We start from the raw sequence: 20,400 nt of genomic DNA, 5'->3' as shown, positions 1-20,400 counted from the left end.
TTCTTTCTTCCTCATCGCTCTATTTTCATTACTTTAACTTCCGAAGTTTGATTCTCCGGCGAAATATTAACCTGATTAAATATAAACTTCTAGAAAGTATAACTCTTTATTTCTCTTCCACCTTTAAACTTCTAATATGATAGTAACTATCACGATAGATACAACTTACATTTTTAAAGTCGATTGTTATTATATCATAAAATATATTTATGTAAGTTATCAAAGAAGAAAAGTTATCGTGAATCATTTGTGAAGAAAATGTGAAATACATAAATAAAAAGGTATTACTTTATTACGTAACACCTTTTTAAAAATATCCCTCTTCTATTTCTCTTCCGGATAATCACAATACTCGATAATCGTTCCTTCAGTATCCGCTGGGTTAAGATAAATTAATCTTCTGCCGTGTTTATTAATTCGAAGTGTATGCTCTAACGTTCGAATGCCTTGCTCCTTTAACTCTTCTAAAGCTACATCTAAATCATCTACTCGATATGCAACATGATGTACACCTTTACCTTTTTGTTTGATGAATCTGGCAATTGGCGACGTCGTATTATTCGTCGGTGCAAGTAATTCAATTCTATCTCCATCCACTTCAAGAATGGCTACTTCGCTTTCCACACCAGGAGCTTCACTTACGTAACGATCTATTAAAGTTCCTAGTAACACATTTTCATAAAAACGTATCGTACTATCTATATCTCGAACTGCGATGCCGATATGATCAATTGTTTTTTTCATTTTATTTCCCCTACTACTTTATTTTTTCTATCCTTATCAATAGTAACAAAAAAAGTTATAGAAACAAGTTCTATAACTTTTTTATTTAACCTATTTTCTTATCCGCTCTAGTTGCTGGTTGAACTTGATTTTTTGCTTTTACAACGCTAATGCCATATCCGATAAATCCACCGATAATCGCTGGGAAGATCCAGCCTAATCCTACTTCCTGCATCGGAAGGAATTTAGTGAACACTTGGCTTACTACTTCAATGTTAACTCCAGCTGCACTTAATCCATCGAATAAGCTGATGATAAATGTTACGATTAAGCTCACTTGATAAACTTCAGCTCTTCCTTTGAATAATGAATGGAAGAATGTTAAGAAAATCAATACGATTGCTAGTGGATAAATTGCTGTTAATACTGGCACAGAAACTGCGATTAACTGTGTTAATCCTACGTTTGCAACAATTGCACTAAATACACATAGTGTGATTGCAATTGCTTTGTAAGGAACATTTGGGAATAACTTATGGAAGAATGAAGAACATGCTGATACAAGTCCCACACTAGTTGTTAAACAAGCTACTGTAATCATTAATCCTAATAATACTCCGCCATATGATCCGAAATAGTAGTTAGAAACTTTCGCTAATACTTCTCCGCCGTTCTCTAAATGTCCAAGCTTTGCAACACTTGAAGCACCCATATAAGAAAGAGCTGTATAGATAATTGCTAAAATAGATGCTGCAATTATTGTCGCTTTTGCACAAACGACCATAATTTGTGTTTTCGTTTTCGCACCTTTTTCTTTAATAGCATTGATGATGATAATCCCGAATACGAATGATGCGAGCGTATCCATCGTTAAGTATCCTTCTTGGAATCCTTTAAAGAATGCATGTGATGTATAAGCTTCCACTGGTGCTTGCATATCTCCAATCGGATGTATAAAAGCAACGATTACTAAAATACCGATGAAAGTCAACTTAATTGGCGTTAAAATTTTTCCAACAATATCGACAATTTTCGCGGGATTTAGCGAAAAAAAACAAGTGATGCTAAAGAATATAATTGTGAAAAGAATTAAAGGTGTAGAACCTACTCCCTCTGGCATAAACGGCTTAAGACCAATTTCATAAGATACATTTCCTGTTCTCGGTATTGCAAATAACGGACCGATCGCTAAGTATAAAACTGTTGTAAATACAATCCCGAACACTGGGTGAGCACGACTTGCTAATGACTGTAAATCATCTTTACCTGAAAAACCAAATGCTAGTACACCTAGTAATGGTAATCCAACACCAGTTACTAAAAATCCAGCGTTAGCAATCCATACATTCTCTCCTGCTGATTGACCAAGCATCGCTGGGAAAATTAAATTTCCTGCTCCAAAAAATAGTGCAAATAACATTAATCCAATAACTACTATGAACGAAAACGGTACTTTATTCGCCATATTATAACCCCCATTCAAATTTCCTTATCTCATTTTCCAATTTTAACTAATTGAATTTTCTGAATATTTAATTTAAGTATCAACTATTCTTGAACTCATTATAGTTTGCTATATAATATTTTGCAATACTATTTTCGAACTTTTCTTTTATTTTATAAACATACATTTTTTAACATGAAAAACAGACTAAAAAACCAACACGGTCATCCATGTTGGTTTTTCCATTTACTATCATAAATTAAAATTTCGCTGCTACTTTTTTAACGTTTTCTAGACCTTCTTCAACAATTTGTTGTGAACGATCTGGATATTGATTGTGCCCTTCAATTACAACTGTCTCTGGATTTGTAATTCCCCAGAATCCAAGTACAGTTGTTACGTAATTAACTGCCATTTCCATAGGAGCCATTTGCTCTGAAGAGTAATCTGAACCACGAGCACCTAACACAACTACTTTTTTACCACCAACTAAACCTTCTGGGCCATTTGCTGTATATTTAAACGTTTTTCCAGCTTGAGATAAGTATGAAATATATGTGATTAATGGTGCTGGTACTGTAAAGTTCCATAATGGGAATGCAAATACAACCTTATCAGCTTCTAAAAACTGATTTAAATATTGATCTACTGTAGCAACTGCCTTCTCTTCTTCAGCTGTTAACTCCATGCCTTGGCTACGTTTATATCCACCTGAAATCGCGATATTTCCGTAATAAGGAAGATCTAATGCAAATAAATCTAATTCCGTAATTTCTGTATTTGGATTTGCTTCTTTATAAGTACTTACAAATGTTTCATACATTTTTGAACTAACTGCTTGCTCCGCTGGACGATCGTTTGCTTTTACAAATAATACTTTTGACATTTTTTTATTCCCCTCTACATTCGTATTTTCTTCTTTTTTACCAAATAATGAGCTAAATAGTCCCATTTTCTTCACCTAATCTTTCTTTTCATATTCATTATTCATCATCATAAAAATTCTTATTCTAAGAAAAAGTTTCAATAGATACCTTAAGTTAAGCTATCAAAACTTTTTGTTATTTAATTACCTTATGTAAGTGATTGTAATATAGTCACTTACTTTAGTCAAGTAACTTTTAATAAAAAACAAAATCTCAATTTAAAAATATTAACTAAAATACAATTGAACACCAAATACATCTTTATTACTTGTATAATAAACTTAGAGAGGAAAATTCATATATAGAAAGGATTTATTCATGAGCACTATAGAAAAAATTCAAACTTTTATTATTCTTTTTGCTGTTACATGCGGCATCGTACTCGGACAATTTAATATGATACATACGTATTCAGACAAGTTTATTGTTCCCTTCTTATTTTTTATGCTATATGGATTATTCCTCAGCATCCCATTAAAAGAAATAAAAAACGGATTTCGCAATTTAAAATTTGCTGGAACAAGTCTTACTATTAACTTCTTATGGACCCCTTTACTCGCTTGGGGATTAGGAGCACTATTTCTTTCAGATCATCCAGCACTTTGGGTTGGATTTATAATGTTAATGGTTACTCCATGCACAGATTGGTACTTAATCTTTACTGAAATAGCGAAAGGAAATGTAGCACTTTCTACTGCAATTTTACCTGTAAATTTAATTTTGCAAGTACTACTCCTTCCAATTTATTTATTTTTATTTGCTGGTGTCATGAAAACTGTAGCGGTTTCTGTTTTAGTAGAAAGTATTGTTATCGTAATCGTCTTACCATTTATACTTGCACACGCTACAAAATTCATTATGAATAAAATGAAAAAAGCTGAAACTCTCGAGAATAAACTCATTCCGTTTTTCAGCTCTGCTCAAATTGTATTTTTAAGTTTAGCAATAGTAGCGATGTTTGCATCACAAGGTAAATATTTACTGCAAAATATGAATGTCGTTTTATTATTACTCGTTCCTGTTCTATTGTTCTTCATCATTAATTTTTTACTAGGACAATTTATCGGACGCATCATGCATTTATCTTACAAAGATACAGTAAGTCTAAGCTTAACAACGTTAGCAAGAAACTCACCTGTTGCACTCGCTATCGCTGTAACAGCTTTTCCAGACGAGCCTCTTATCGCACTTGCACTCGTTATTGGACCGTTGATTGAGTTACCGGTACTAGCTTGTGTTTCACAAGTTTTGTTGCTTATTAAGAAAAAACGGCAATACGCATAATAAAAAACGTCCCATTTTGGGACGTTTTTTATTATGGAAAGATTACATACAACACTTATTTCTTATTTCTTATTTATCAATACAAATGAAATTACCGAAACTACAAACGTAATAATACCAATTGTAATAAAGTGAAACTTTAATCATTGGGGGTTTTGTTCATCCCCCAATGATTATTAGCCCTCACCACTCCCGCATTAACAGATCCTTTCTAATTAAAAATGATAGGAAACGTAAATATAACGAAAGCTGCCCAAAGTCCGTATATTGGCAAATACTTCGTAACGGCATCTTGGATAGCTTTTGGTCCTGATTTATTTTGCAAGAAACGCATATAGGCAAACATAATCCAAATGAGATTTGCCCAAATCAGTATGTTTACTCCTAAAACAGCAAGTCTATTAGGTGTAATCCCGTAAGAAGAAAGTCTAAATACTATGGCTGACAATGCGACAGTGTCAATAATAAGCGCCAGAACAATTAAGGAAAAATTTATATAATCTGAAATATTCTTTTTCTCGTCCGAGTCACTTTCAACGATAGAAAATATGGTAACAGCCAATACACCAAGGAGGATTCCGTTGAAGGCCATTAGGAAATTGCGATCCAAGAACGGATTTTTCCCGACCAAAATTACCGTTATAAGATAGATAAGCAACGTGATCAGGACGAGAGGACTAAAAATTTTAGATATGTATGGTGTAATATTTTTAGCAAGCTTAAGATTCATTGATACTAAGTATGCAGCCACAATAGCGAGAGCCGCTGCTCCAAATAAAACAACATTACTAAAATAGAATTCTCCTATATCTAAGTCAACAAAGCTAAATAAACGCATGGTGAATACTGCTAGTATCATTCCGCTCACTGCCATGCTGGCGTAGAGAAGACAATATTCTAAATTAAATTTTATATAGGCTAATCTTGTACTGCCTTTTGAATATTCATTTCCTGTAAACGCAAGCCCTACTAAGACCCATAAAAATATAGGAAGATGTAAATAAGCAAGAATGGTACTGTCTTTATAATTTAATGGCAACGTATTAAGATACATCCCGGAAATAAGGAACAACGCTGCAAGGGAATAAATAATACTTTTTTTGGGAGTATTATTGTAAACAAAATAAGCAGCAATAAAGGGAATTACACCAAAAGCCAAGTTAATTGGAGCAATTGCTTCCTGCTCAACAAAGTGGAAAATGATCCTGGTGCTTATGCCGGCCAGAATAGCTAAAAGGCCCATGAATAAGAAACCTTTTTGAAACAAAGATGTTTTTTCTTTATTTACTTTCTCCTTGAAATGCAACCTTTCATACCAAGCACCTAGAACCTGGGAATCAGGGTTTTGGTCCCATGCTTGTGAGAATGCTTTTTTAAAAGCTTTCGGATCTTTTCTATACATCTTCTCCAACTCATGGGGGTTATCCATATTTTTAACAATCAAATTGTTAATGTTCATAGTTATACCTCCTCTAATTTTAAAAATAAGGTTGTTACCTTTTAACAAAAGCACCTCACTCATTTATTATGATTTTGATTTTAATACAAAATTTATCGTTTTACAATAAAAAATTATTATTTAAAGGATTTTTTTTATCGTTAAATTTTAAATAAAAGAAAAAACAAAAGAGCATGACAGTTTTATGTCATGCTCTTTTAACAAATTAATTCTCAAATACAAAATTAATCTTATTATCTTTCCACTCTAATTTCGCATCAAACGTTTTCTCGCCCTTTTTAAAACCTTTAATTAAATCAGTCTTTTCACCTTTTAAGAGCTTTGTCATATTCTTTTGCGAAATTGTTTTACTTAATATCTTCTTTGAAATGGTGAAATCACATTGCGTTGTATTATAGTTAGAACAACCGTAAAACGTTGACTTATCAATTACATCACCATCACATTTTTTACAGCTACCAACCTTTTTACCCGTTGTAAATTTCGATCCTTTCCGTTCAATCGATTCAACATGTAGTCCCGTGAAATCCCACTTCTCAGACATTTCCACTGCGTCTTCAATAATTTTAGCTGATAGCTTTTTCGTCTGTTCCATAAATGTAGCTGGTGAAGCTGTACCTTCACCAATTTCCGCAAGACGTTGTTCCCATTTCGCAGTCATTTCCGGTGAAGCTAGTATTTTATCACCAATTGCGGTAATTAATACTTTTCCTTTATCAGTCGCATACACTTGGTTTTTCTTTACATCTATATACTTACGGTCTTTCAGCATCGTAATAATACCTGCGCGAGTCGCTTCCGTACCTAAACCTTCTGTTTTCTTTAATACTTTCTCCAGCTCTTCATTCTCTAAATACTTACCAGCTGTTTTCATTAACGTAATAAGTTGTCCTTCTGTATAGCGCTTCGGTGGCTGTGTTTTTCCTTCTTTCACTTTCACCTTTACAACTTTTCCTTCTTCGCCTTCAGCTACAATTGGAAGAATGGTTTCGTCATCTTTATCGTCTTGGAAAATAACTTTACGCCAACCTTCTTGAATTTGCTGTTTTCCTTTTGAAATGAATTCAGCACGTTCATCTACAAGCGTTACAATCGTTGTATAGTCAAAGATTGCAACTTCATAATGAGCTGCAATAAGCCTTCTTACGATCATATCGTATATTTTCTTTTCATCACCTGATAGTCTGCTTGGGTTTGTAACTTGCTCTGTCGGAATAATTGCGTAGTGATCTGTTACTTTCTTTTCATTTACATAACGCTTGTTATTCATAATGGATTCAACCGGAGCCGGTAATAAGCCTTTATATTCATCAAACTGACTTAACTTCTGTAAAATATCAGGGAACGTCGCTGCTTCTCCTTGTGTAACATAGTTAGAATCTGAACGTGGATAAGAAACAATCCCTTTTTGATAGAGTGCTTGCGTTATATCAAGCGTCTTTTTCGGTGAAAACTTAAAGGCTTTATTTGCCGTTGCTTGCAGTGATGATAAGTTAAATAAAAGCGGCGGCTGAAACTCTTTACGCTCCGTTTTCATTTCCTTCACAACAGCCGGTTTCCCTTGGCAAAATGCCGCAATTTTATTCGCCATATCAGGGTCTTTTAAGCGGGATTCATTATCCTTTTCCCATTTTCCGTCATATTTCTTTCCTTCTATATTAAAGGTTGCAAACACTTCCCAGAAAGGCTCTGACTTAAAGTTTTCAATTTCTTTCTCTCGCTTTACAATCAATGCTAACGTTGGTGTTTGGACACGACCAGCAGAAAATACATCATTCATTCCTTTTTTCTTTAACAAAATACTAAAGACACGTGATGCATTCATACCAACAACCCAGTCAGCGCAAGATCTTGTGTATGCTTCGTAATACGTATTAATTGTATCTGATTCATCAAGTAGATTTTTAAATCCTTGGTAAATAGCTTGCTTCGTTAAAGATGAAATCCATAGACGTTTCATCGGCTTTTGCACGTTACAAAGATTAATAATATTTCGTACAATCAGTTCCCCTTCACGCCCAGCATCGCCCGCGTGAATAATTTCTGTTACCTGAGGATTATGTAACAGCTGTTTCACTACGTTAAATTGCTTATACTTTGACTTTGTTACTTCAAATTGAAAACGTTCTGGAATCATCGGTAATGTATTAAGTGACCATTTTTTCCACTCTGCGTGATAATGCTCTGGATTACATAACTGCGTCAAATGACCAATTGCCCATGTACAGTACGCTCCATTTGGAAATAACTCATTCGCTTCTACCTCTAAATATCCATCTTTCCGGCGATATTTAAACTGTGAAACAAGAGCCAACCCTTGATCTGGTTTCTCGGCAATAATTAATTTCATTTTATAACTCCCTATCTGTATTCCAGTGTTACTTTCATTGTCTATATGTTTAGAAGCGATGATAAAACAACAATCTTATTTATCATTCGCGGTTTGTCTCGCAAATGGGAGACCTATAATATTATACGCTTATTCTTTATGCCTTCACAATAGAAACTCATAATATAACAATTTCTTTCACATGCTTATAATTAAAAAAGACGCCCTAAAAAATCAAGCGTTCCTTTGCTTACATCTATGAAATTGTGCAGATAATATGCAGATATTAATAAGCATAAGTACCCTCCATATAAACATATGATGAAATGAACGATAGGACAAGGAGGTATCATAATGTTTGCTTATACGTTAACTACCTTAACACTTTGCTGTACCTCGATTCTTATTACATCCTATATTTCTAAACGTAAGGGTACCCTAATGGAGTATATGGTATTTATTATGTCTTTTAATATGAGTATCGGTTTAAGTATTGGTTTTTACTTAGGCATTCTCTTTAAGGGGGAATTACTATATTCTACTTTGCTTGCTATTTTAATTAGTGGTTTTATCGGTTTCTTAATCGGTCTACGTTTTCACCTATATACTGCTTTAGAAGGAATGTTCTCTGGATTAATGGCAAGTATGATGGGAGCAATGATTACAGAAATGTTAAACGCTCAACAAGCTCATAGTATATTGTTCATTAGCCTTTTACTTACTATAACGATTACTATGTTCTGTGTGATTCAATTATTATCGGAGAACTTTTCTACTTTTATCCAACAGCGTTTTTTGTTATTACTTTCAATTAGTGTAGTAATTATCGTTGCCGTATTCGCGACATTCCCAGATCATACTCCCTCACCTTCATCCGGGCATGATCAACACATACATTAGTACTTGCAACAAAAATGAATAAGCAGCTATCCATAGGATAACTGCTTCCTATTATTCTGGCTTATTAGGAATGTTTTGGTTTGGAACATAGTCAGATTTATAATCTGTATAGTTCACTTCCGTTACCATCCCTGCTGAAGCATGGTGTAAATCGTGACAGTGGAACATCCACTCACCCGGATTGTCTGCTACAAAGGCTACTTCATATTCTTCACCCGGTTTTAAGTTCAATGTATCTTTTACAATTGGAGAACCTTCTATCGGTTTTCCATCTTTACTCAACACCTGGAAAAAGTGTCCGTGTAAATGCATTGGGTGATCATCCATTTTAGAACGATTTACCAATCTCACTTTTACTAAATCACCCTTTTTCACTTGAATTGGGTCAATATCCGGAAATACCTTTCCGTTAATTGTATATACCATTTCATTTCCATTCATTTGCGTATTTAAGTCCATATTATATGTGGCAGTATACTCTTGATTTAACGTGAAACTACCTAATTTTTTAGTACCATATTTCATTATATCTACTTTCGGTAATTTTTCTTTTTCGTCTGTTTTATCTTTCATCTCTTTGCTGCCATCATACTCAATAACAGCTTTCATTCCTTTTGCACCTTTATTTTTTGAATGGTCTTCAACATACCATTTCCCAGGATTATTAGCAGTAAATTCAATATCATAACGTTCACCCGGTGCGATTGAAATTACTTTATCCTTTATAACTTTTGGATCGTTTATTGGTTGACCATCTGTCGCAATTACTTTTATATCATGGCCATGAACATGTATATCATGTGATAGATAACCAGCATTGACGAGTCTAAGACGAACGTTATCTCCCTTATTCACTTTTAATGGCGCTACTAAATCACCGCTTTTTCCATTGATTGTGAATAAATCGTACATACTCATATCATGACCTTCCAACTTCATATTTCCATGGTCCATTCCTTCCATATTACTAGAGCCTTTTTTATCACTGCCCATGTTCATATCAGAATGATCCATGCCGTTCTTATCATCATTCTTTTCCCCATTTTCATTACCTTTAGATTTATTACCTATTTGCCCTTTTGTCATTTCTTTTAACTGCTTATTAATTTCTTCTTTATCTGTAACCCATTCATCCAACATTAATGTGTAATCTTTATCATATTTTTCCTTTGTATCTTCTACAATGAGCGCTCCATACAAACCTCTATCTAATTGATTTACAGAATCTTGATGCGAGTGATACCAGTACGTTCCTGGTACGTTTGCTTCAAATTCGTAAGTGAAACTTTTTCCTGGTTCAACTGCATCTTGTGTCACACCTGGAATTCCATCCATGTTATTTGGGACAGGATATCCATGCCAATGAATAGATACTGGTGCAGATAATTCATTTTTTAATGTCACTTTCACCTTTTCACCTTTTTTCACCCGAATTTCTGAACCAGGAGATGAGCCATTAAATGTCCAGACTGGAACAATAACACCGTTACTTAATTTTTGCTTTTCTTCTTTCGCTATTAAAGTAACTTCTGGTCCTTTTTCAACCTTCAATGGTGTTGTAGCTGTTTCAGTCTGTAGTGTTTTTTTATCATTCATATTTTTATGATCATTTGTTGTATTTGTCGTCACAGAACAGGCAGCAATTAAAAATATTACAGAGACTGTAACGGCTGCTAATACAAATCGCTTCATGGAAAATCCCCCCTTTTTCTTTTTCAAAATCATTATAGAAGTTGATTTTCAAGAAAATAAGGAGATGTAATTAGATCTTACGTAAGCTAATTGGAAGATTACTAAAAGCGGAGACATTACAAGAGGCGAATATTTTAGAAATACAAAATGCTTTCCTTGTAGCGACTATATTAGCCGTTCTCGTATTTGTTTTGACGTTATTTCTTAAGAAACAATAACACTGGTATTATTAAATAAGAAAAATGTAGCTAAAATGCTCTTCACAAAAGAACTTACATTTTTGTATAATAAGAACTAATGTTCCTTACAAGAAGACAATAGACTCAAATTACACAAATATATCAAATAGAAGAGGATTGATATACGATGAAAATTGATAGACCAAAAATTTCACCAGAGTTATCTTCAAAGAATTTTCAAGATATTTTTTATGAAGAAGATCCAACATTAGAAGTGTGTGAAATTATAGACTCCACTTTCGAAAATGAATCTGTAGATAGAGTGCGATTGTATGATGCAGTGATAAAGAATTGTAAATTCACTAATACAGACTTTAGCAATATTGATATTACAGATGTTTGTTTTGAAAACTGCGATTTATCAAATGTTAATTTAAGCAATTCTTCTGTTCATAGAGTCGAATTTAAAAACAGTAAATTAATCGGGGTTAATTTTGCAGAATCTAGCTTAGGAAATGTTAAATTTGAGAATTCAATTTTGAATTTAGCAGCATTTGGGAATTCTAAACTAGAAAAAATTATATTTAATGAAACTTCATTAAATAATGCAGATTTTTTTGACTGTAAACTTAAAAAAGTTGAATTCCAATTATGTAGTCTTGATGAAGCTAATTTTGATCAGACATCACTGAAGGGGATAGATATTAGTTCTTCTACCTTTGATACACTTACAGTTTCAGTGAACGATTTAAGAGGATGTAAAGTATCAACATATCAAGCTGTTCAGTTTGCTACTTTATTAGGATTAATAATTAAAGATTAGTATTTCGAAGAAAAGAACCCTATCCCGAATCATGGATTTTTTAATTGTCCACGATTCGAGATAAAGTTCAAATAAATTAGTGATGACTCTTTTATTATTTAACTACAGCTTGGTTTCCTTTTACATGTTCATTATTTACACTCATAAATTCTTCAATTTCTTCAACTTCTCTAATGATATCTTTTGACAAGTTTTCATACCCGTCTTTCGTTACAAGAATGTCATCTTCAATACGAATTCCAATTGATTCTTCTTCAATATAAAGACCAGGTTCAATTGTTATAACCATACCTTCTTCTAACATTCTATCTTTATATGTTCCTACATCATGTGTATCTAAACCAAGGAAATGGCTGACACCATGATAATAGTATTTTGATAACTCTTCATCTTCTTGAATTAAACCAATTGCTTTACACTCTTCTGCCAGTACCTTTTTTGTATGCTCATTTAATGCAGCGAACTTTAATCCCGGCTTAATAATCTCTGTTGTTTCTTTTAATGCTTTTAATACAATATTATAAATTTGTTTTTGACGACTAGAGAATATTCCATTTGCCGGGAATGTATAACTAATATCAGCGTTATAGTAGTCTTTTTGAGCACCTAAATCTAGCAATACTAAATCACCATTTTGAATTTGTGCATCATTATCTTCATAATGAAGAACTGTAGCATTTTTACCACTTGCCAAAATTGTATTGAACGCATGATGCTTAATGCCAGATGATTTCAGTGTAAAATCAAATTGAGCTTCTAATTCATACTCCATCATGTCTGCTTTTGCATGCTTAAGTACGTTGTAAATACCGTCTTTCGTTATAGCAATCGCTTCTTTAATAATTTCAATTTCTTCCTCGGTTTTAAAAACTCGTAATTCACAAATGTTCGGATATACATTACCAATTGTTACATGTGGGTATTGTTCTCTTACATGTTTAGCAAACGTTAAAACTTTTGTCTCCGTACCATTCCACTCTCGGCGCTCTAAATCTAAATATATGTGCTTCGCGTTTTCTGTAAAAAGTATATTTGACATTGTCTTTTCAAAGCTATCTAAATATACAACTTTCTTTACACCTGAAATTTTCTCTGCTTCTTCACTAGAAACTGTTTTACCAACCCATTTTTCCATTACTGGATCTGATTTTTCAATGAAAAGTGTCTCTTCTACACTATTCCCAAACTTTTTCAGCATAAAAATAACATTTGGTTCATCGATTCCCGTTAAGTAGTAAAAATTACGATTCGGTACAAATTTATAATGTGCATCAGCTGACATATGCGGTGCTTGTCCCGCAAATAAAATCGTAACGGATTCATCAGGTAATGTTTTCGTTAGTCTTTCTCTATTTTGAGCAAAAAATGTTGATTTCATAATAATCCCCCTAGTGTTCTATGTATGCTTGTAAAGCTAATTGTCCTCTGTTATTCATTTTATTATTGTTATAATTTTTCGTCAATTTTTAACCTTTTAGATGGTGTTGACATAATAAAAATTAAGCGTTACAATAACTATATATTAGTAAGTAACTAATATATTCAAATCTAACTAGAGGTGAATCAAATGAAAAACATTTTATTCCGTATTAACGAATTGTCAAAAAAAGAAAAAGCAACTGGATTAACAGTTGATGAAAAACAAGAACAACAAATGTTACGTCAAAACTATACAGAAACATTTCGTGGAAGCCTAGATTCCATTTTATTAAATACAAAAATTGTTGATTCGAATGGTCTTAACGTTACACCAGTTGCATTACAAGATGCTCAAATACGTTTAAAATTAAGCAAATGAGTTCCGCGCTAAAGAATTTCAATAAAACATAAACAGAGCTGGATTTCCTATATAGAAATTCCAGCTCTGTTTATTGTCTTTTCTAATTTAGTAAACGAGCGATACATCGCAATTCTCCACGACACAATCATCGCAAATGCTAGTAAGAAAAACATGCCGCTTAACTCTGCCAAATCAATTGATTGGCTTAAATATGACTTTAATGCCACGCGTACAGCTAATAAGCCTACTAAAATGAATATGAATGCTTTTGACGGTTTCATAAATATATGTTCGCCTTTTATTTCGAACTTAGTTGTTTTAATAAGAAAAATAGAGAAAATAATCCCTATACTAATTGCCTCGACTATTTCTAACGATGTTAATCGAAAATCTGGTAAAAAGTACATCATCGCGCCTGTACTCATAAAAATTGGTGGTAATATAATTTTCTTTTTCGTTACCGGCTTTTTCGCTGCTTTAAAACGTAGAAACATTACCCCAACAGCCATACAAACCGCTATGACACTTGATAAAAGTGCTATCATACTTTCCACTCCTATCTATTTAAATGACTTTTTTAGCAAAATCATAAACCAATAAGTAACTACATGCCGCATTATAGAATTTCTTCATTATATTCCTCCTGCTGTAAACTTTCCATATTCGCTGCAATCATTTTACGCAAAGTTTATGAACGGAATATGAACAAAAAAGCCATTCTGCAATTAATAATTGCAAAATGGCTTTTTAACTTATTTTAAATCGTCAATTGTGAAAGCACCTGGAAGTAATTGCTCAACAGTCACTTCTTTTTCATCACCTTTTACATTCGTTAGTAATACAGGCATTTTCGGATCACAGAATTCAGCAATTACTTGTCTACACGCACCACATGGTGAAATCGGTCCATCAGTTTCTCCTGTAATAACTAAGTAACTAAAATCGCGCTCCCCTTCTGATACCGCTTTAAATATTGCTGTTCTTTCTGCACAGTTACATAAGCCATAAGAAGCATTTTCTATATTACAACCAGTATAGATTTTCCCTTCTTTCGTAACTAACGCTGCGCCAACAGGAAATTTAGAATACGGAATATACGCTTTCGATAACATCTTGTTTGCTTCTTCAATATATATTTTCTTATCCATATTATTTCCCCCTCAAAGTAAATGAAATGATCATTAGTCAGTAATAACTGTATGAACTAATTTAGGAGCCACTGCTGTTTCAGCGATAGAGATGTTCTCATAAATTTTTGCTTTTACATCTTCTACATTTTCACGGTTTGCGTAGATTGTTACGAAAGGCTCGCCTTCTTTTACTGCATCGCCAACTTTTTTACGTAACATTAATCCTACTGCTAAATCGATTTCATCTTCCTTCGTTGCACGACCTGCACCAAGTAACATAGCTGCAATACCAATCTCATCTGCAACAATGTTAGAAATAACACCTGAGGTTTTAGCAGGTACATCAATTACATACTTCGCTTGTGGCATTTTTTCTGGATTGTCTACAATTGAGCTATCTCCGCCTTGATTGCTTAAGAACTCTTTAAACTTCTCAGTTGCTTTTCCGTTCTTCATCACTTCAATTAGCATTTCACGAGCTTCTTCTAATGTATTTGCTTTTTTCGCAAGTACGACCATCTGACTTCCTAATACGAGTACTAATTCTGTTAAATCTTCTGGACCTTCACCTTTTAACGTATCAATCGCTTCTTTCACTTCTAGAGCGTTACCAATTGCAAAACCAAGTGGTTGTGACATATCTGAAATAACAGCCATAGTTTGACGTCCTACATTATTTCCGATACGTACCATTGCATGTGCTAATTCTTTTGCATCTTCTTCTGTTTTCATAAATGCACCAGCACCTGTTTTTACATCAAGTACGATTGCGTCAGCACCAGCTGCAATTTTTTTACTCATAATTGAACTTGCGATTAAAGGAATTGAGTTAACAGTTCCTGTTACGTCGCGTAATGCATAAATCTTTTTATCTGCAGGTGTTAAGTTTCCTGTTTGTCCAATAACAGCTACTTTGTCACGGTTTACAATATCAATGAATTGTTCTTTCGTAATTTCAACGTGGAATCCTTCTACCGCTTCTAATTTATCAATTGTTCCGCCTGTATGTCCTAAACCACGACCAGACATTTTTGCTACTGGTACATCTAAAGCAGCTACTAACGGTCCTAATACTAATGTTGTTGTATCACCAACACCGCCAGTTGAATGTTTGTCTACTTTAATTCCTTCAATTGCTGATAAGTCGATCGTTTCTCCAGACTCAACCATCGCCATCGTTAAATCTGCACGTTCGCGATCTGTCATATCTTTAAAGAAGATTGCCATTGCAAGCGCACTCACTTGATAATCAGGAATACTTCCGTCTGTATATCCATTAATAAAGAATTTGATTTCTTCAGTCGTTAATTCTTTGCCGTCACGTTTTTTTGCAATAATATCTACCATTCTCATTACAATCACCATTCCTTTTTATATTATATAAATCTATTAAAATAATAAGCCAACGATTGTTGCTGATAAGAAACTTACTAATGTTGCACCGAATAGTAATTTCAAACCAAATCTTGCGACTACATTCCCTTGCTTTTCATTTAAGCTCTTAACTGCCCCTGCAATAATCCCAATTGAAGAGAAGTTTGCAAATGAAACTAAGAATACAGAGATAATCGCTGTCGTTCTATCTGAGAAATTAAAGTTTCCTTGTGCTAAATCTGTCATAGCGACAAATTCATTTGATACTAATTTTGTTGCCATAATATTTCCGGCATTAACTGCTTCATGCCAAGGTACACCCATAATAAATGCAAATGGTGCAAATGCATAACCAAGAATTTCTTGGAATGAAATACCGATTACACCTTTAAATACTGCATTAATGAATGCGATAAGAGCAACGAAACCGACTAACATAGCTGCTACTGTAATCGCAACTTTAAATCCATCAATAATGTATTCCCCTAATACTTCAAAGAAAGTCTTTTTCTCTTCTTCTTGTACTTCTAACATATCTTCTTCCTCAGTAACTTCATACGGGTTAATGATAGAAGCAATGATGAAGCCACCGAATAAGTTAAGCACTAAAGCGGTTACAACATATTGTGGTTTTAATAAAACCATATATGATCCAACGATAGACATAGAAACTGTAGACATTGCTGATGCACATAATGTATACATTCTTTTCTCTGGCAATAACCCTAGTTGTTTCTTAACCGAAATAAATACTTCCGATTGTCCTAAAATCGCCGATGCCACAGCGTTATATGATTCTAGTTTCCCCATTCCATTTACTTTACTTAATGCTAGACCGATAGATTTTACAATAATAGGTAATACTTTAATATGTTGCAAAATACCTATTAAGGCTGATATAAATACGATTGGCATTAATACACTTAAAAAGAACGAAAACTCTTTTTGATTTACTAATCCACCAAATACGAAATTCACACCGTCAGCGGCATATTTTAATAGCTCTCCAAAACCATCTGCTATTCCGCTAATTAATATATTCCCTACACTTGTATTTAATAATAGAAACCCCAAAATGAATTGTAATATAACCATCGTTATGATTGGACGATATTTGACTTTCTTTCTATCATTACTAGCAAGCCAAGCGATACCTAAAATCAATACGAGGCCAAAAACACCGATTAAGTATTTCATAAGCCGTTTCCTCCCATTCGTATCCGCTTACATTTTTTTCAATTATTAAAGCAATAGATATACTTTAAACGTATATCTATTGCTTTAAGCTTTTATCGATTAGTAGTTATCTGTAGCACCTTTTGCATCATTTAATACGATTGCAACACTAGCACTTGCTCCAACGCGAGAAGCTCCAGCAGCTACCATTTTGTCTGCATCTTCACGTGTACGAACACCGCCAGATGCTTTTACACCAACGTTTGGTCCTACTGTTTTACGCATTAATGCGATATCTTCAGCAGTTGCTCCGCCAGTTGAGAATCCAGTTGAAGTTTTTACGAAATCAGCACCAGCTTTTACTGATAATTCACAAGCACGTACTTTCTCTTCATCTGTTAATAGGCAAGTTTCAATGATTACTTTTACAAGAGCTTTTCCTTTTGCTGCTTGTACTACTTCATAAATGTCTTTTTCAACAAATTCGTTATCACCATCTTTTAAAGCGCCTACGTTGATTACCATATCAACTTCAGTTGCACCTTTTGCGATAGCATCTTTTGTTTCAAATGCTTTTGTTTCAGTAGTGCTTGCTCCTAATGGGAAACCGATTACAGTACAAACGTCTACATCATGTCCAGCTAGTTCATCAGCCGCTAATTTTACCCATGTTGGGTTAATACAAACAGAAGCGAATTTATATTCCTTTGCTTCTTCGATTACTTTCATAACATCTTCTTTAGTAGTATTAGCTTTTAAAATTGTATGGTCAATTAACTTTGCAATGTTCATTATCTTCACTCCTCATATCTTTTAACAACTTCATTCTAACTCTTATTTGAACAAATGTAAATACACTTTTGAAATTTTGTTCATTCTTTTTTAAAGGGCATTTTCTTGTAGTAAATAAAGCGCATTCTAACAAAGAACACTTCATATATAATCAAATTTTCTATGTTAACAATGGTAGTATGTATCTCCATATCCATAATTATTTTTAAAAAGGCAATTTGTGTTCAAAAAAGACTCCTATCATTCATACATAACAAAATAAAAGGAGTTCTCAAAATGTTAATTTTGAGAACTCCTTTTATTTCTAACCTTTTTGATAATGTAACAGTTCTTTTGCTGTATGCTGATCGATAATTAATACATTTGCATACCCGCCACGTAACGCACCATCAATTGCTTTTATTTTTCTATTACCACCTGCAACTAAAATAGAGCGTTTCTTTAATTTCAGTTCCTCTAACTCAATTCCAATTGTACGCTGATTAATCTCTTCGCTACTAATATTTCCGTCTCCATCAAAGAAACGTGAACAAATGTCACCGACTGATTGTTTTTTGAGTAAACTTGTTTCATCCTTATCGAAATAACCTAATCGGAATAATAGCGCTTCGTCTCGCACTGTTCCTACAGTGAAAACTGCAATATTCGCTTGTTTCCCCATTTCGATAATGTGATGAATATGTCGATCCTGCTCTACTAATTCTTTTGTCACTGCATTATCAAATATAACTGGAAGAGGTAGATTTCTTGGCGTCGTTTGAAAAGCATCTGCAAATAAAGCTATCGTCTCATTCGCATATGTATTTACACTCGAATGACTAATGCCACCTTTTAGCTGGACAACCTCTACCCCTTTTACATGTTGCGGTACGATTTTTCTAGCAATTTCATACATCGTCATTCCCCAGCTTACACCAACAATATCACCGTTTTTAACCGTCTTTTCCATATACTCAGCAGCATATTTACTTATATACTCTGTAATCGTTGCATATTCCGGTACTGGAGAAAACACAACATGTGCCTCTAACAAGTTGTACTTTTCTTTCAGTAAATTCCCGACGTTATCTAAATCCGCAAATGGATCGGCGATGCTAATTTGAACAAACCCTTTTTCTTTCGCGTACTTTAACAATCTAGAAATCGTCGGTCTTGAAATATTTAATTTGTTAGCAATTTCTTGCTGACTATAATCTGATTGATAATATAATCTTGCAACTTCAACGCTTAATTGTTGTTTATCTTTTTCCATAGTAACTCATTACAAATCCCTTCCTGTATTTCCCTTTCGTTACAAGCATTATACAGCTTTATGCAAAAAAATTCGACTACCGAATTTTATTTAACTGAACTTCTATTACGCTTATTATATATAATGAAATCGTTCAATAAGAAACATGAAACATCATCTAAAGACTACCTTTGCTAAAATCTATTCAAATACCCCTCATAAACAAAAGATACTGTCCATAAGGGGTATGTATTCAATTTAACTTTATAAAAATTGGATGGAAACACTGCAAGTTCTCACTTATTTAGAATAAGAGAAAAGATGATGTTTTATTTGTTCAATAAAATAATGGTGGTGTATATTATCGTTAGATACGCGACTTGCCATAATAGCTCCCTCCATTGAAGATGCAAGAAAAGAAGCGAGCGATATAATATCTATATCTTCTTTAAGTTCTTGTTTCTCTATTCCTTCTTTTATGAGAGAAGCCATTAACATTACTGTATCATCATAACCTTTTGCTGCTGCTTTTTGTAATTCTGGAAATACTCCAGTACTTTCAATTGCGCTATTAAGTAATGGACAGCCTCCAGCAATAGGAGGATTATTAGCTGCATCTTGATATACAAGGAAAATTGCAAGGACTTTATCGATTGCTGTCTTTTTATTTTCCATTGCTTTATGAAAATGACTCCACATAATCTCACCACTTTTGTCGTAGGCAGCAAGGACAATTTCTTCTTTACTTTTGAATCTACGATAAATAGATCCCTTAGGTAGTTCAGTAGCTGTCATTATATCCTGTATGGATGTGCGAGTTATCCCATTAGTATTAAATAAATATAAAGATGTTTCAATAATTTTTTCTTTAATCTTATCAACTTTAGTCATACTTTGTAATCCTCCTAATAAAAACGAGCTTAATATTCCAGGTGATATTTACCATCTATTTTCTTGAATTTTTTTGTAAGTATAAATAAGTTTGGAACAAAAATATATTATCCATCCCTATATTATGTGAACCTCAAACAATACAGTTTGAAAAGAGGTAATCAAATTGTAGTATCTATATCATTCAAATGAATTTTCTGTCAAAATTAACATGTCCAATTATTTAATTCAGTCCTGTTATACAACTAATTTCACCTACAATCGTAG

Annotated in this window: 18 protein-coding genes; 4 read left to right on the top strand and 14 right to left on the bottom strand. The window is 33.5% G+C overall.

Features of this window, described 5'->3' with window-relative positions:
* Nucleotides 1-324 precede the first annotated feature (324 nt).
* From OXT04_RS02695 to OXT04_RS02685, 3 genes are all read right to left on the bottom strand, one after another.
* Nucleotides 325-744, bottom strand: a complete 420-nt coding sequence (locus tag OXT04_RS02695; RefSeq protein WP_000750850.1) for a VOC family protein — start codon at nucleotides 742-744, stop codon at nucleotides 325-327.
* 85 nt (nucleotides 745-829) lie between these two features.
* Nucleotides 830-2,188 carry a branched-chain amino acid transport system II carrier protein gene (gene brnQ / locus OXT04_RS02690; protein ID WP_001284785.1) on the bottom strand — a complete coding sequence of 453 codons (1,359 nt, stop codon included), beginning with the start codon at nucleotides 2,186-2,188 and terminating at the stop codon, nucleotides 830-832.
* A 238-nt stretch (nucleotides 2,189-2,426) separates the two neighbouring features.
* Nucleotides 2,427-3,119, bottom strand: coding sequence for an FMN-dependent NADH-azoreductase (locus OXT04_RS02685; protein WP_000522528.1), 693 nt, complete (start codon nucleotides 3,117-3,119; stop codon nucleotides 2,427-2,429).
* Nucleotides 3,120-3,411: 292 nt separating this feature from the next.
* On the opposite strand from OXT04_RS02685, the gene OXT04_RS02680 reads away from it, so the two are divergent.
* Entirely contained in the window at nucleotides 3,412-4,377 is a 966-nt protein-coding gene (locus tag OXT04_RS02680) for an arsenic resistance protein (protein ID WP_016513000.1), read from the top strand.
* Between the two features lie 211 nt (nucleotides 4,378-4,588).
* On the opposite strand, the gene OXT04_RS02675 is transcribed toward OXT04_RS02680, so the two are convergent.
* Both OXT04_RS02675 and topB read right to left on the bottom strand, forming a co-directional pair.
* Nucleotides 4,589-5,836, bottom strand: a complete 1,248-nt coding sequence (locus OXT04_RS02675) for a DUF4153 domain-containing protein (RefSeq protein ID WP_267412730.1) — start codon at nucleotides 5,834-5,836, stop codon at nucleotides 4,589-4,591.
* Between the two features lie 205 nt (nucleotides 5,837-6,041).
* Complete coding sequence (gene topB / locus OXT04_RS02670) at nucleotides 6,042-8,186, bottom strand: DNA topoisomerase III (RefSeq protein ID WP_000766771.1); 2,145 nt, start codon at nucleotides 8,184-8,186, stop codon at nucleotides 6,042-6,044.
* A 333-nt stretch (nucleotides 8,187-8,519) separates the two neighbouring features.
* On the opposite strand from topB, the gene OXT04_RS02665 reads away from it, so the two are divergent.
* Nucleotides 8,520-9,065 (top strand): hypothetical protein, encoded by a 546-nt coding sequence (locus tag OXT04_RS02665; RefSeq protein ID WP_267412729.1) that lies wholly within the window; start codon nucleotides 8,520-8,522, stop codon nucleotides 9,063-9,065.
* A gap of 51 nt (nucleotides 9,066-9,116) precedes the next feature.
* Here the strand turns inward: OXT04_RS02665 and OXT04_RS02660 are convergent, their stop codons facing one another.
* Entirely contained in the window at nucleotides 9,117-10,757 is a 1,641-nt protein-coding gene (locus OXT04_RS02660; RefSeq protein ID WP_267412728.1) for a multicopper oxidase family protein, read from the bottom strand.
* A gap of 366 nt (nucleotides 10,758-11,123) precedes the next feature.
* Between OXT04_RS02660 and OXT04_RS02655 the strand changes: the two genes are divergently transcribed.
* Nucleotides 11,124-11,759 carry a pentapeptide repeat-containing protein gene (locus tag OXT04_RS02655; RefSeq protein ID WP_000687268.1) on the top strand — a complete coding sequence of 212 codons (636 nt, stop codon included), beginning with the start codon at nucleotides 11,124-11,126 and terminating at the stop codon, nucleotides 11,757-11,759.
* 94 nt (nucleotides 11,760-11,853) lie between these two features.
* Here the strand turns inward: OXT04_RS02655 and OXT04_RS02650 are convergent, their stop codons facing one another.
* On the bottom strand, nucleotides 11,854-13,137 hold the full coding sequence (locus OXT04_RS02650; protein WP_267412727.1) for an aminopeptidase P family protein: 1,284 nt from the start codon (nucleotides 13,135-13,137) through the stop codon (nucleotides 11,854-11,856).
* Between the two features lie 189 nt (nucleotides 13,138-13,326).
* Here OXT04_RS02650 and OXT04_RS02645 point away from each other — a divergent pair, with 189 nt between their 5' ends.
* Nucleotides 13,327-13,557, top strand: a complete 231-nt coding sequence (locus OXT04_RS02645) for a DUF896 domain-containing protein (protein ID WP_061660350.1) — start codon at nucleotides 13,327-13,329, stop codon at nucleotides 13,555-13,557.
* 47 nt (nucleotides 13,558-13,604) lie between these two features.
* On the opposite strand, the gene OXT04_RS02640 is transcribed toward OXT04_RS02645, so the two are convergent.
* The 7 genes from OXT04_RS02640 to OXT04_RS02610 form a co-directional block, all read right to left on the bottom strand.
* A complete protein-coding gene (locus tag OXT04_RS02640; RefSeq protein ID WP_000561069.1) occupies nucleotides 13,605-14,084 on the bottom strand; it encodes a CcdC family protein in 480 nt (159 codons plus the stop codon).
* A 207-nt stretch (nucleotides 14,085-14,291) separates the two neighbouring features.
* Nucleotides 14,292-14,687, bottom strand: a complete 396-nt coding sequence (locus OXT04_RS02635; protein ID WP_065228642.1) for a cytidine deaminase — start codon at nucleotides 14,685-14,687, stop codon at nucleotides 14,292-14,294.
* Between the two features lie 33 nt (nucleotides 14,688-14,720).
* On the bottom strand, nucleotides 14,721-16,022 hold the full coding sequence (locus OXT04_RS02630; RefSeq protein WP_001983022.1) for a pyrimidine-nucleoside phosphorylase: 1,302 nt from the start codon (nucleotides 16,020-16,022) through the stop codon (nucleotides 14,721-14,723).
* 36 nt (nucleotides 16,023-16,058) lie between these two features.
* A complete protein-coding gene (locus OXT04_RS02625) occupies nucleotides 16,059-17,240 on the bottom strand; it encodes a NupC/NupG family nucleoside CNT transporter (RefSeq protein WP_000876188.1) in 1,182 nt (393 codons plus the stop codon).
* A gap of 99 nt (nucleotides 17,241-17,339) precedes the next feature.
* Entirely contained in the window at nucleotides 17,340-18,011 is a 672-nt protein-coding gene (deoC, locus tag OXT04_RS02620; protein ID WP_001017440.1) for a deoxyribose-phosphate aldolase, read from the bottom strand.
* A gap of 304 nt (nucleotides 18,012-18,315) precedes the next feature.
* Nucleotides 18,316-19,263: a DNA-binding transcriptional repressor DeoR gene (locus tag OXT04_RS02615; protein ID WP_000409787.1), complete on the bottom strand. Its 948-nt coding sequence runs from the start codon at nucleotides 19,261-19,263 to the stop codon at nucleotides 18,316-18,318.
* A gap of 279 nt (nucleotides 19,264-19,542) precedes the next feature.
* The gene (locus OXT04_RS02610) at nucleotides 19,543-20,133 is read right to left on the bottom strand and encodes a TetR/AcrR family transcriptional regulator (RefSeq protein WP_065228640.1); all 591 of its coding nucleotides are present in this window, start codon (nucleotides 20,131-20,133) and stop codon (nucleotides 19,543-19,545) included.
* Nucleotides 20,134-20,400: the final 267 nt, after the last annotated feature.

Source organism: Bacillus sp. GC_Bacil_1 (assembly GCF_026540675.1).
Lineage (GTDB): Bacteria > Bacillota > Bacilli > Bacillales > Bacillaceae_G > Bacillus_A > Bacillus_A cereus.
This window is presented reverse-complemented; position numbering and strand designations above follow the sequence as displayed.

What these genes read in the sequence shown, in the direction of transcription:
- OXT04_RS02695 (WP_000750850.1), bottom strand. Translation starts at nt 744, where the DNA reads ATGAAAAAAACAATTGATCATATCGGCATCGCAGTTCGAGATATAGAT.
- brnQ (WP_001284785.1), bottom strand. Translation starts at nt 2,188, where the DNA reads ATGGCGAATAAAGTACCGTTTTCGTTCATAGTAGTTATTGGATTAATG.
- OXT04_RS02685 (WP_000522528.1), bottom strand. Translation starts at nt 3,119, where the DNA reads ATGGGACTATTTAGCTCATTATTTGGTAAAAAAGAAGAAAATACGAAT.
- OXT04_RS02680 (WP_016513000.1), top strand. Translation starts at nt 3,412, where the DNA reads ATGAGCACTATAGAAAAAATTCAAACTTTTATTATTCTTTTTGCTGTT.
- OXT04_RS02675 (WP_267412730.1), bottom strand. Translation starts at nt 5,836, where the DNA reads ATGAACATTAACAATTTGATTGTTAAAAATATGGATAACCCCCATGAG.
- topB (WP_000766771.1), bottom strand. Translation starts at nt 8,186, where the DNA reads ATGAAATTAATTATTGCCGAGAAACCAGATCAAGGGTTGGCTCTTGTT.
- OXT04_RS02665 (WP_267412729.1), top strand. Translation starts at nt 8,520, where the DNA reads ATGTTTGCTTATACGTTAACTACCTTAACACTTTGCTGTACCTCGATT.
- OXT04_RS02660 (WP_267412728.1), bottom strand. Translation starts at nt 10,757, where the DNA reads ATGAAGCGATTTGTATTAGCAGCCGTTACAGTCTCTGTAATATTTTTA.
- OXT04_RS02655 (WP_000687268.1), top strand. Translation starts at nt 11,124, where the DNA reads ATGAAAATTGATAGACCAAAAATTTCACCAGAGTTATCTTCAAAGAAT.
- OXT04_RS02650 (WP_267412727.1), bottom strand. Translation starts at nt 13,137, where the DNA reads ATGAAATCAACATTTTTTGCTCAAAATAGAGAAAGACTAACGAAAACA.
- OXT04_RS02645 (WP_061660350.1), top strand. Translation starts at nt 13,327, where the DNA reads ATGAAAAACATTTTATTCCGTATTAACGAATTGTCAAAAAAAGAAAAA.
- OXT04_RS02640 (WP_000561069.1), bottom strand. Translation starts at nt 14,084, where the DNA reads ATGATAGCACTTTTATCAAGTGTCATAGCGGTTTGTATGGCTGTTGGG.
- OXT04_RS02635 (WP_065228642.1), bottom strand. Translation starts at nt 14,687, where the DNA reads ATGGATAAGAAAATATATATTGAAGAAGCAAACAAGATGTTATCGAAA.
- OXT04_RS02630 (WP_001983022.1), bottom strand. Translation starts at nt 16,022, where the DNA reads ATGAGAATGGTAGATATTATTGCAAAAAAACGTGACGGCAAAGAATTA.
- OXT04_RS02625 (WP_000876188.1), bottom strand. Translation starts at nt 17,240, where the DNA reads ATGAAATACTTAATCGGTGTTTTTGGCCTCGTATTGATTTTAGGTATC.
- deoC (WP_001017440.1), bottom strand. Translation starts at nt 18,011, where the DNA reads ATGAACATTGCAAAGTTAATTGACCATACAATTTTAAAAGCTAATACT.
- OXT04_RS02615 (WP_000409787.1), bottom strand. Translation starts at nt 19,263, where the DNA reads ATGGAAAAAGATAAACAACAATTAAGCGTTGAAGTTGCAAGATTATAT.
- OXT04_RS02610 (WP_065228640.1), bottom strand. Translation starts at nt 20,133, where the DNA reads ATGACTAAAGTTGATAAGATTAAAGAAAAAATTATTGAAACATCTTTA.